The sequence below is a fragment of the Gordonia sp. JH63 genome (assembly GCF_009856645.1).
GTDB classification, from domain to species: Bacteria; Actinomycetota; Actinomycetes; order Mycobacteriales; family Mycobacteriaceae; genus Gordonia; species Gordonia hongkongensis.
This window is the reverse complement of the sequence record NZ_CP047235.1, coordinates 3,923,536-3,933,926: the sequence shown is the minus strand read 5'-3', so window position 1 is coordinate 3,933,926 and position 10,391 is coordinate 3,923,536. Positions and strand designations below refer to the sequence as shown.

The following is a 10,391-nucleotide window of genomic DNA, read 5'->3' as shown; positions in this document are numbered from 1 at the left end:
GACGACAGTCGCCGTGCCGATGGAGAAAGGACACCCATGACGAACCCATTCGACGACGAGGACGGCCGCTTCTACGTGCTCGTGAACGACGAGAACCAGCACTCGCTGTGGCCGACGTTCGCCGACATCCCCGCCGGGTGGACCAAGGTCTTCGGCGAGGACAGCCGCGCCGCGTGCCTGGAGTACGTGGAGCAGAACTGGACCGACCTCCGGCCCAAGAGCCTCATCGAGGCGATGGAGGCGGACAAGAGCGGCGACGCCTGAGTCGGTGACGGGCCCCGACACTCGCGATCGCGAAAGTCGGTCGTGCTCGAATCTCGGGACAGTTGCACGTGGATAACAGGTAAAGAATCAACCCAGTGGTGACCTGTCGCAACTGCAGTCACAGCCGTAACATCGGATTGCAGCACAGTTACCGAAATTGTTGTGGAATATCCCACACATGTTGAGTCAGTGTTCTACTAGTTGAATGAGGTAGGGCACACTTGGTTGAAGGATCGCATGAGTACCAACGTCAGGGGAGGCGGGGACACAGCGATTGACGCTCCACGGGCGGGAAGGCAGTAATCATGGACCAGCTACTACTGGATGACATCCAGACACGAGGGGCGATCACGCCCCACCTGACCGCTGTTCGGCTGGGCGATGACGCTCTCACCTACGGTGAACTCGCCGATCGCGTCGAGGACTACGGCAGCGTGCTGGCCGAGTACGGGATGTCGCCGACCTCGGCGTTCTACGCCGCCCTGATGCACTGCATGCCGTCTCTCGTGGACATCGACCCGGTTGATTCCCGGTTGCAGGTCATCGGCGAGATCCAGGCCTGGCTCGGCCGCGAGCGCGGCGAGGTCGCCTCGGTCCGGCCCCGACTCCGCGCGGTCAGCTAGAGGCCCGCACCGACATACCCGACGAGACCCGCCGACAGGCGGGTCTCGTTGTTTCTGCGGTCGTGCGACTGTGGCGGCGACAAGCGTGGCGGCGACAGGCCTCGAAGAGTGCGCCTGCGGCTACAGTCCGGCGAGGAGCAGAACGAGGAAGAGGATCGGGCCGCCGACGATCACACTGCCGGCGCCGGTCACGATGCCCGTGATCGCGCGCCCGGTGCCCTTGCGCTCCGCGGGGGCGCGTCGAACCTGTCTGACTCCGACCGCGCCGGCGACGACGGCGATCAGTCCGAGGATCGCGCCCAGTCCCAGCAGGAGGGTCAGGGGTATGGAGATCAGCCCGGTGGTGAGCGCCAGCGAGGCCGCCGGTGCGACGGAACGGCCGCCGACGGGCCGGGTCAGGTACGGCGCCGGGCGCGCCGGAAAGGTCCGCGCGGGCAGCGGCATCGCGGCCAGGGGCGCCCGGCCGGCGTTCTCCAGGTCCCAGAAGTCGCCCACCGGTGGTAATGCGGCATGTTCCCGTGCCGGCAGCCGGCCGGCGGCGCGCGTCACCATCCGCGGTGACGATTCCGCCGCGGGCTCGACCCTGGTCGGCAGCTTCGGCGACGCGGGTACCGCAACGTGCACGTCGACCCGCGTGCCGGTCGGTTCGGCCGCAGCTGGCAACTCGGTGTCGTCGAGATCGTTGACAAGCGGCCAGCGGTCATGGCGCTCGGTCGCCGGCGCAGCGAACGGATGGGTGGGTTGATCGGTACGCATGTACACCTCCTCGCCGCCCGGCTCCGGGTCGGAACCGCACCTGTCCGAGTGTAGGCGAGGAGGCGACGTACGCCGTGGGTCTAGTTGCCCTCTTGCTGGCCGCTGCCCATGCTGATCAGCTGCTGAATGGCGTCACCACTGAGCTTCCAGTCGCCGTCGACCTTGACGAAGCCGAGCTGGATGTCGACCGGCGTCGAAGAATGCGGGCTCTTCACCGCGACGGTCGCGGTGGCCTTGTCGCCGTCCTCGGTGACCTCTTTCACCGAGAACGCGTCCGGGGTGTATCCCGCGGCGGAGGCGCCCTTGGCGAAAGCCATCGCGGCCGGTTTGGTGGCCGGGTTGGTGACGTCGATGACCTGGTCGAGCTCCTCGGAGGAAGTGTTCGGGTCGATGGCCTGGCGCAGGGTTTCCTGTGCGTCGTCATTGCTGAGCCCGGTGACCTCGTCGACCGCGTCGCTGGCGGCGGTCTCGACCTGGCTCGCCGCGGACTCGACGGCGGTGGACACCGCGCTCGTCGCCTCGTCGACGGTGTCGGTGGACTCCGAACAACCGGTGGCGACGAACAAAGCGGCCCCGGCGAGGGCGACGGCAGCGACGGACTTCCGGATCTTCATGCGACTCTCCTCGATGCAGTTGTCTATCCGCGGCGCTTCTCCGCAGTGAGCCAACACTAACTCACCGGCCACCGGAATTAATCGGACCGCGGTCCGGTTATGCTCGGTGTAACCATCACAAGGAGGCGCGACATGCAGTTCGGACTCTTCAGCGTCAGTGACATCACCACCGACCCGACCACGGGCACGACGCCCACAGAACACGAGCGGATCAAGGCGATCGTGCAGATCGCCAAGAAGGCCGAGGACATCGGGCTCGACGTGTTCGCGCTCGGTGAGCACCACAACGAGCCCTTCTTCTCGTCGTCGCCCACCACGACCCTGGCCTACATCGCGGCGCAGACCGAGCGCCTGCAACTGAGTACCGCGACCACGCTGATCACGACCAACGACCCGGTCAAGATCGCCGAGGACTTCGCGATGCTGCAGCATCTGGCGGACGGGCGTGTCGACCTGATGCTCGGGCGCGGCAACACCGGTCCGGTCTATCCGTGGTTCGGCCAGGACATCCGCCAGGGGATCCCGCTGGCGATCGAGAACTACCACCTCCTGCATAGGTTGTGGACCGAGCATGTGGTGGATTGGGAAGGACAGTTCCGGACCCCGCTGACGTCCTTCACCTCGACGCCGCGCCCGCTCGACGGCGTGGCACCGTTCGTCTGGCACGGTTCGATCCGCAGTCCCGAGATCGCCGAGCAGGCGGCCTACTACGGGGACGGGTTCTTCGCGAACAACATCTTCTGGCCCAACGAGCACTTCCAGCGGCTGATCAACTTCTACCGCGAACGGTACGAGCACTACGGCCACGGCAAGGCCCACCAGGCCGTTGTCGGGCTCGGCGGACAGTTCTTCATCCGGCCGAAGTCGCAGGACGCGGTGCGCGAGTTCCGCCCGTACTTCGACAACGCGCCGGTGTACGGACACGGTCCGTCGCTCGAGGACTTCACCTCGCAGACGCCGCTGACCGTCGGCAGCCCGGCCGAGTTCGTCGACAAGACGCTGACCTTCCGGGAGACCTTCGGCGACCACCAGCGTCAGCTGTTCCTCGTCGATCATGCGGGCCTGCCGCTCAAGACCGTGCTGGAGCAGCTCGACCTGCTGGGCGAGGTGCTGCCGGACCTGCGCGCCGGGTTCGCGGAGGGACGTCCCGACGACGTTCCCGACGCGCCGACGCACGCCTCGCTCGTCGCCGCCCGCCAGGAAGCCGATCAGGATGTGGAGGTGTCCTCGTGACCGCCCTGCGGATCGTCGCGGTGAATGCCGGTCTCTCCGAACCGTCGTCGACGCGACTGCTCGTCGACCGGATGGTCGCCGCCGTCACCGAAGGACTCGGGGCGGGCCGCGCGGACGTCGAGATCGTCGACCTGCGTGACCTCGTCGCCGACCTGGGGCAGGCGATGACGGTCGGCTTCGCCTCGGGCCGGGCGCGCGCGGCACTCGACGCGGTCGAGGGGGCCGATGCCTTGATCGTGGCGACCCCGGTCTTCAACGCGTCGTACAGCGGACTGTTCAAGATGTTCTTCGATCTCGTCGACATTGACGCCATGTCGGGCAAACCGGTGCTGATCGGGGCTACCGGCGGCAGCCCGCGCCACTCGATGGTGCTCGACCACGCGCTGCGACCGTTGTTCGCCTACCTACGTGCCGTCGTCCTGCCGACCGGCGTCTACGCCGCGTCGGCGGACTGGGCGGGCGCCGGTGGGGACACCGCGTCGTTGAACGACCGGATCGGCCGTGCCGCAGCCGAACTCGTCTCGCTCCTCGGACCGAGGGGTGGCACGGGCCCGGGGAATGCCGGCGGCAACGGGGAACCGCCGCGCGCGCCCGTGGCCGACGGCAGGCAGCAGGCGGTCGAGGCCGCGGGGATCGCGAACTTCGCGAGGTTGCTCGGAACGGCGTGATGCGCTCTCACTCGGGGGCGGCGCGCCCCGGGGTGTTGGCCCGGGCGCGCAGCCGTGAGTGCGGCAGCGGCGGCGCGGGCAGGTGCTGCGTCGCACCGACGTAACCCTGCACCTGCCCGAAGCGTTCGCTGCGCGCCTCCCACTGGTCCCGGAAGCCGACGATGTCGTCGTGTGTGCGCCCGATGAAGTTCCACCACATGACGATGTCCTCCGCCAGCGGTGCGCCGCCGAGGAATATCACCCGGGCGTCGGTCTCGGCGACGTTGGTGAGCGTGATCCGCCTAGCGCCCAACCCGATGTAGCCCAGCTCGGTGCGGGCCAGCGGTGCGGCGTCGGCGCCGGCGACCTCGACGCTTCCGGTGTCGACGAGAATGCCGTGCTCGTGTTCCGGGTCGACGTCGATGTCGACGGCCACGCCGGGTGCGAAGTCGAGCTGGGCGCCGGTCAACGGCGTGAACGTGTGCACCGGCGAGCGGGTGCCGAACAGTTCGCCGAGAAAGACCCTGGCGGTGACCCCGCCGAGGTCGAGAGCATCGGGCCGGTGGTGTGCGAAGTCGCGTGCGGTGTCGGCATTCTCGGCCGGCAACGCGACCCACAGCTGCACCCCGTGCAGGGTGGTGGTGTCGGGTGTCGAGACCTCGGTGTGCGCGATGCCGTGCCCGGCGGTCATGAGGTTGATCTCGCCGGGGCGGACCATCGCGTGGTTGCCCATCGTGTCGCGGTGCTCGACCTCGCCGGTGAACAGCCAGCTGACCGTCTGGAGTCCGGTGTGCGGGTGTGGAGGCACGTCCATCCCGCCGCTGCTCGCGACGTCATCGGGGCCGTAGTGGTCGATGAAGCACCAGGCTCCGATCAGCGAACGTGACCGCTGCGGGAGGGTCCGGTGCACCGTCATCGCGCGTGGGCCGCCGAGCGGTACGTCGCGCGCGGTCAGGCCGTCCATGTGGAGGAGGCCCGAACCCGCGGCGACGCCGGCATCGGCATGGCACTCGACCTCGACCGGGTCGGTCTCGAGATTGCTCATGGAACCATTGTCCGCGACGACGGCACGGACGTCCGCGAACCGGCGGAGATCGCGGTCAGACCAGCGTGGGGTTCTCGAAACGCATCGAGATCCGATCGGCCGAGCTCGACATCAGGGCATGCCGCCCCAGCTGCAGGGATCGGAGTTCGTCGGCGATGGGGTGGTCGCCGAGGGTCAGGCGCGCGCCGCCGATCCGGGTGCGGGTCCCGGTGGTCGAGGTGAGCCGCCACGGTGTCATCCGCGTGATCCCGTCCAGCTGCGAATAGGCGTGCAACACGGTGTCGGCGGTGGAGTCCGGGACCTTGAGCCCCGGCTTCACACTCAGGTCGGCGACGAGTGCGCCGTCGGACACGAGGCGGCCGCGTCTGGTGGCGGAGGAGTGATCGACCTCGAACTCGGCGAGTGTCTTCGGAAATCCCCAGATTCCGCGCCCGGCGGCCAGGGTGAAGTCGCCGTCGACGGGGAGCCGGTGCACCAGCGCACGCGCGTCCCCCTTCAGCAGTGAGCGCAATGCGCGGATCGGTGAGGCGGGTGGGGTGGTCGGATCCTCGAGGAGGAAGCACACGCCGAACTCGTTGTACGGTCCGAGGTCGCCGTCGACGTAGTCGACGAACACGAGCATGCACATGGTGCGACCCGGTCGGATGCGCAACGGGCGAAGCGTCCCGGGCTGTGCCGATTCGGCGTCGATGGCCCGTGCCACGGCCCGGGTGTCGGCGGTGAAACCGGCGACGAAGCACCGTGCGTGCCGGACCTCGACCGGCATGGTCACCGGGGTACCGAGTACATCGTGCGTCGAAGGTGCGCTCACCTGTTCTGCTCCTGCGGGTCGGATCGGGTCGGATCGGGTCGGGTCTGGTCGGGGGCTGGTCGGTTTGTCGCCGGCCGACGCCGGCACGATCACCCTTTTTAGAACATGTTCTAGTCTTGCATGCCTTCGCTCCCGGCGGGACCCATCCGGGTGGTGTCCCCAAGAATGTGGACACGCCAGCTGTCAGATCGGGACCAGTTGGTGCAGTTTCGCGCTCCGACGGGTGATATGTCCGACTCGACACGTAGCTTTGATCGAGGTTTCAGTAACGTGAAGCTGAGTAAAGGCTGAGAGTCTCGCATGTGCCTCGTGGGGGTGTTGGTGAACGACGAGCAGACGACCTCGATCGACGAGGATTCGTCGGAGGGTCATGCGGCGATCCGGGTTGGGATGGTCGACGACCATCGGTCCCCGATCTGGGGAATCGAACGAGTGTTGGACACAGTTTCGGACATCTCGTTGGTCTGCTCGGCGACGACGGTTGCCGGCGTGCTCAGTGTCATGCAGCTCGACGTGGTCCTGCTGGACCTCCGTCTCGACGACGGCACCACGCCTCGCGAGAACGTCAACGCATTGTCGGCGGCCGGAGTGGCCACCGTCGTGTACACCTCTGGAGAGCATCCGGCGCTGTTGAGATCGGCGGCGCGCGCCGGAGCGCTCGGCGTGGTGCTCAAGTCGGCGGACGAGTCGGTCATCATCGATGCCATCCGGGCGGCCGCCGACGGCCGGGCGGTCCTCACCACAGAATGGGCTGCCGCCATAGACGGCGACCCCGAACTGGCGACTGTCGACCTGTCGCCTCAGTTGCAGAAAGTGTTGGCGCTGTACGCGTCCGGCGAGACGTCGGCCCGGGTCGGGGCTGCTCTCGGGGTCTCCGCGGAGACGGTCAACGAGTACCTCAAGCGGATTCGCCAGAAGTATGCGGACGCCGGGCGGCCGACGCGCACCAAGGTGGATCTCTTCAAGCGTGCCGTCGAAGACGGATGGCTCCCGGTGCCGCAGCGGTACCGGCACGAGGGACGGGCAACACCTGACGGGGCCTGGGGGCGAACGAAACATGGCTGACGGCATGGCAGCGGGAGTCGAGTCCCCATTTCTGGGTCTACCGACAGTTACTACGCCGTCTTAACGTTGGAACAGATTGATTTGGGGCGTCGGGGACACACGAGATAGCGCCGGTCTGAACAGGGGATGGGAACAATGACGGTCACTTCAGATATCTTCCGAGCCAGGACGGCGGCCGCACCGCGGCACGGAGTCGTGCCACGGCAACGTTCCAAGCCGGTTGATTACCTGGTTCCCGTCGAACGCTCAACGGCAGTGACACGTCCGAGTCTGTCGGACCGGGAGGTCGAGGTTCTGCTCGCCTGGCTAGCCGCCGAGTCCAAAGAAGATGCCGCCGCACGACTCTTCATCTCGGCGTCCACGGTGAGCACGCACCTTGCGCGCATCCGGGCGAAGTACACCGCTGTCGGGCGAAGTGCGCCGACGAAAACCCACCTTTTCGCGCGAGCACTCCAGGACGGTTACACGGGTCTCGACCAGTGGTGAGGCGTGATCCTCGAAATAGTGAGCGCTCAGCGCAGGTCGCGTTCGATACGCGGCCAGGTCTGGTACAGGTCGTCCTGCCAGTAACCCCATGAGTGGGTACCGGTCGGGCGGAAGTTCACCTGAACCGGGACGTCGAGCGCACGCATACGCCCGACCATCTGCCGCGTGCAGATGTCGATGGCGACCTCGATCCCGCCGCCCACGATCGCCTGGTTCGCCAGCGTGAAACCGTCGCCCGCGATACTCGGGTCGGTCAGCTGCTCGTGGACACCCGGTGCTCCCGTCCCGGTCGTCATGTAGACCTTGCTGCCGCGCAGCTTCGCCGCGTTCAGGTAGGGATCGTTGGCTCGCCAGCCGGGACCGTCGAGCGGGCCCCACATGTTGGTCATGTTCGCTTGACCGCGGTCCTCGACGACCAGCCGGATGTACTGCTGGCCGGCCGGGTCGCTGGTCCGAGCGCACCCGCTGAAGGCGGCGACGGATCGGTACAACCCGGGGGCGGCGATGGCGAGATTGAGCACCGAGGTCCCCGCCATCGAGATCCCCGCGATCGCGTTGACGCCGGTGGTGTCGAACTCGTCGTCGATCAGGGGCGGCAGTTCCTTTGTGAGGAAGGTCTGCCATTTGTTGCGGCCGAGAGCGGGATCGTCGCGCTGCCAGTCGGTGTAGTACGAGTAGGCGCCACCGATCGGGGTGACGACATAAGCGTGCCGGTCGGCGAAGTACCGCTTGTAGGTGGTCCGTGCGTCCCAGGTCGCGGAGTCCTCCCCGCCACCGGCGCCGTTGAGCAGGTACAGGGTGGGCGCCGGCCGGGTCCGATCCCGCGGCGTGAGCACCGTGACCGGGACCGTGCGGTTCATCGAGGCGGAGTGGACGAGCAGCGTCACCTGCTGCGGGTCATCGGTGTAGGAGTCGACGATGCGGGAACCGTCGGGGGACGACGGCGCGGCGATCGCCGGGGCCCCGGGAGCGGTCGCGAGGCCCGCGATGACCGCAGCCACCGACAGCAACCCGGCGAGGACTCTCCACCCGCCGGGATGTCGCTGCCGCTGTTCCCGACGACCGATTCCGTTCACATCACACCCACTCGTTCTCGAGATCCCGTCGGATCGGACGCGCCGACATGACGGCCCCACAGTCTATGGATCGCCCGCACACAGAAGAACGATACGAGCGGAGATCGCCAGGGCTGTCACCCGAAGGATCGAATTCTCGCCGGCCTAGAGGGCGACCTGGGCGAGGATCGGCGTCGTCGGCTGCGGCGAACCGCCGGCCGGTTCGATGGTGACCGCGAGCACGCTCGACCCGCGCACGTCGTCCACCACCACCGGGGCGGTGTCGTCTCCGGGGATCAGTCCGGCCGGCACCGGCTGCGGTGCGCCGCCCACCAGCCACAACTGATAGGTGCTGTCGGCCGGGATGGGCGTGCGCAGGTCCCGCAGGAGCGCGACCGCCTGGTCGGCCGATTCGGACGTCACCACCGCGATGGTGCCCCGGTCGTCGGCCAATGGCTCGACGCTCACGGACGCGTCCGCGGCGGTGAGTACCCCGAGCACCTCACGCTGGGAGTCGCTGAGCGCCGTCGACGAGGTGGACGACTCGGGGGCGGTGGTGCGACCGATGAGCACGCCTGCCCCGAGCGCCACGGCCACGGTCACCGCCGCGGCCGCCAGGATCGCCGTTGCGCGTGCCGGGCGCCGCGCGGTCCCACCCGATCGATGCTGTCCGTGGCGGGAGTCGCGGGGCCGCAATTCGACCGGCGGCGGTGGCGGCGCGAGGTCGCTCTCGCCGGATCGGCCCGTTCCCGCGGGTGCGACCGGCGGGACGGGATCGACCGCGGCGGCCGGGTTCTGCGGACCCGGCTCGATGCCTGAGGGTACGTAGGCCTCCGGGGTCAGCGCCGCACCCTCGAAGACGTGCTGCAGCACCCGGTCCCGGAGTTCGGGCGGTGCGTCGAGCGCATAGGTCGTCGCGAAACCCGCCATGGCCGCCTGGATGTCGGCGATCTGGGCGTCGTGTTCGGCCCGCTCGTGCGGTGGAAGTGCGGCGAGTTCTGACTCGACGCGTCTGGTCTCGTCGGGGGTCAGCGCGCCGACGGCGAACAATTCGACGTGGTCGTCGAGCCAGGTGGCCCCGCGGTCCCCGGTCGTATCGGATGTGGTCATTGTGGGATCAGGCGTCCTCGTGCGTCCTCAGGCAGGTTCTCAACCGACGCAGGCCATCTCGAATCCGAGATTTGATGGTGGGCAAGGGGGTATCGGTGTGCCGGGCGACCTCGGGATAGGTCAGGCCCCCGAAATACGACATCTCGATGCAGCTCCGTTGCAGTTCCGTGAGCGTGCCGAGACATGTTCGTAGCGTACGCGCCTCGTCGGTCTGCACAACGACCTCGAGCGGTATGTTCCGCGGTGTCTCCACCGAGACCGCGCCGTACTGCGACATGCGCTGTTGCTGGAGCTCCTCGGATCGGACGCGGTCGACGGCCCGCCGGTGGGCGATGGTCATCATCCATGTGATGACCGAACCGCGCCCGGGCTGGTACTCGCCGGCCTTCTGCCAGTACTGCAGGTACGCCTCCTGGACGATCTCCTCCGCGTACTGACGGTCCCGCACGACGCGGAACGCGAGTCCGTAGATCCGTGAACTCGTGCGGTCGTACAGCGTGGAGAACGCGGTCCGGTCGCCTGTCGCGGCTGCGGCCAGCAACTCCCGCAGCATCTGTGCTTCGCCCCCGCGTCCGTGGTGCGCGTCGGTGGCCGCGCTGCCATCGTCCGGTGTCACGGTTCCACGGTAACGAAGACGTAGGGATTTCTCGGGTGATCGTCGATCCCGGGGCTACCGATCGCG

At 67.8% G+C, this 10,391-nt stretch carries 13 protein-coding genes; 6 read left to right on the top strand and 7 right to left on the bottom strand.

Annotation, left to right across the window (positions count from 1 at the left end):
* The first annotated feature begins 36 nt into the window (after positions 1-36).
* The gene (locus GR168_RS17660; RefSeq protein ID WP_006360234.1) at positions 37-264 is read left to right on the top strand and encodes an MbtH family protein; all 228 of its coding nucleotides are present in this window, start codon (positions 37-39) and stop codon (positions 262-264) included.
* Positions 265-569: 305 nt separating this feature from the next.
* Positions 570-887 (top strand): hypothetical protein, encoded by a 318-nt coding sequence (locus GR168_RS17655; RefSeq protein WP_006360233.1) that lies wholly within the window; start codon positions 570-572, stop codon positions 885-887.
* A 120-nt stretch (positions 888-1,007) separates the two neighbouring features.
* On the opposite strand, the gene GR168_RS17650 is transcribed toward GR168_RS17655, so the two are convergent.
* The gene (locus GR168_RS17650) at positions 1,008-1,643 is read right to left on the bottom strand and encodes a DUF4190 domain-containing protein (RefSeq protein WP_159371346.1); all 636 of its coding nucleotides are present in this window, start codon (positions 1,641-1,643) and stop codon (positions 1,008-1,010) included.
* An 80-nt stretch (positions 1,644-1,723) separates the two neighbouring features.
* Positions 1,724-2,257, bottom strand: coding sequence for a DUF4878 domain-containing protein (locus GR168_RS17645; RefSeq protein WP_065631796.1), 534 nt, complete (start codon positions 2,255-2,257; stop codon positions 1,724-1,726).
* 132 nt (positions 2,258-2,389) lie between these two features.
* Here GR168_RS17645 and GR168_RS17640 point away from each other — a divergent pair, with 132 nt between their 5' ends.
* A complete protein-coding gene (locus GR168_RS17640) occupies positions 2,390-3,490 on the top strand; it encodes an LLM class flavin-dependent oxidoreductase (protein ID WP_159371345.1) in 1,101 nt (366 codons plus the stop codon).
* Complete coding sequence (locus tag GR168_RS17635; RefSeq protein ID WP_159371344.1) at positions 3,487-4,158, top strand: CE1759 family FMN reductase; 672 nt, start codon at positions 3,487-3,489, stop codon at positions 4,156-4,158. Before GR168_RS17640 ends, GR168_RS17635 begins: the two co-directional genes overlap by 4 nt.
* Before the next feature lie 7 nt (positions 4,159-4,165).
* On the opposite strand, the gene GR168_RS17630 is transcribed toward GR168_RS17635, so the two are convergent.
* Together GR168_RS17630 and GR168_RS17625 are read right to left on the bottom strand one after the other, a co-directional pair.
* The gene (locus GR168_RS17630) at positions 4,166-5,182 is read right to left on the bottom strand and encodes a pirin family protein (RefSeq protein ID WP_159371343.1); all 1,017 of its coding nucleotides are present in this window, start codon (positions 5,180-5,182) and stop codon (positions 4,166-4,168) included.
* 55 nt (positions 5,183-5,237) lie between these two features.
* A complete protein-coding gene (locus GR168_RS17625; protein ID WP_159371342.1) occupies positions 5,238-5,993 on the bottom strand; it encodes an acetoacetate decarboxylase family protein in 756 nt (251 codons plus the stop codon).
* A 390-nt stretch (positions 5,994-6,383) separates the two neighbouring features.
* Here GR168_RS17625 and GR168_RS17620 point away from each other — a divergent pair, with 390 nt between their 5' ends.
* Together GR168_RS17620 and GR168_RS17615 are read left to right on the top strand one after the other, a co-directional pair.
* Positions 6,384-7,058 (top strand): LuxR C-terminal-related transcriptional regulator, encoded by a 675-nt coding sequence (locus GR168_RS17620; protein WP_159371968.1) that lies wholly within the window; start codon positions 6,384-6,386, stop codon positions 7,056-7,058.
* A gap of 126 nt (positions 7,059-7,184) precedes the next feature.
* The gene (locus tag GR168_RS17615; protein WP_159371341.1) at positions 7,185-7,544 is read left to right on the top strand and encodes a LuxR C-terminal-related transcriptional regulator; all 360 of its coding nucleotides are present in this window, start codon (positions 7,185-7,187) and stop codon (positions 7,542-7,544) included.
* Positions 7,545-7,570: 26 nt separating this feature from the next.
* Here the strand turns inward: GR168_RS17615 and GR168_RS17610 are convergent, their stop codons facing one another.
* The 3 genes from GR168_RS17610 to sigK form a co-directional block, all read right to left on the bottom strand.
* Positions 7,571-8,533 (bottom strand): alpha/beta hydrolase family protein, encoded by a 963-nt coding sequence (locus tag GR168_RS17610; protein ID WP_238995099.1) that lies wholly within the window; start codon positions 8,531-8,533, stop codon positions 7,571-7,573.
* Between the two features lie 231 nt (positions 8,534-8,764).
* Positions 8,765-9,709 (bottom strand): anti-sigma factor, encoded by a 945-nt coding sequence (locus GR168_RS17605; RefSeq protein WP_159371340.1) that lies wholly within the window; start codon positions 9,707-9,709, stop codon positions 8,765-8,767.
* 7 nt (positions 9,710-9,716) lie between these two features.
* Positions 9,717-10,325, bottom strand: a complete 609-nt coding sequence (sigK, locus tag GR168_RS17600; protein WP_058252002.1) for an ECF RNA polymerase sigma factor SigK — start codon at positions 10,323-10,325, stop codon at positions 9,717-9,719.
* Positions 10,326-10,391: the final 66 nt, after the last annotated feature.

What these genes read in the sequence shown, in the direction of transcription:
- GR168_RS17650 (WP_159371346.1), bottom strand. Translation starts at nt 1,643, where the DNA reads ATGCGTACCGATCAACCCACCCATCCGTTCGCTGCGCCGGCGACCGAG.
- GR168_RS17605 (WP_159371340.1), bottom strand. Translation starts at nt 9,709, where the DNA reads ATGACCACATCCGATACGACCGGGGACCGCGGGGCCACCTGGCTCGAC.
- GR168_RS17645 (WP_065631796.1), bottom strand. Translation starts at nt 2,257, where the DNA reads ATGAAGATCCGGAAGTCCGTCGCTGCCGTCGCCCTCGCCGGGGCCGCT.
- GR168_RS17655 (WP_006360233.1), top strand. Translation starts at nt 570, where the DNA reads ATGGACCAGCTACTACTGGATGACATCCAGACACGAGGGGCGATCACG.
- GR168_RS17630 (WP_159371343.1), bottom strand. Translation starts at nt 5,182, where the DNA reads ATGAGCAATCTCGAGACCGACCCGGTCGAGGTCGAGTGCCATGCCGAT.
- GR168_RS17615 (WP_159371341.1), top strand. Translation starts at nt 7,185, where the DNA reads ATGGGAACAATGACGGTCACTTCAGATATCTTCCGAGCCAGGACGGCG.
- GR168_RS17620 (WP_159371968.1), top strand. Translation starts at nt 6,384, where the DNA reads ATGGTCGACGACCATCGGTCCCCGATCTGGGGAATCGAACGAGTGTTG.
- GR168_RS17660 (WP_006360234.1), top strand. Translation starts at nt 37, where the DNA reads ATGACGAACCCATTCGACGACGAGGACGGCCGCTTCTACGTGCTCGTG.
- GR168_RS17640 (WP_159371345.1), top strand. Translation starts at nt 2,390, where the DNA reads ATGCAGTTCGGACTCTTCAGCGTCAGTGACATCACCACCGACCCGACC.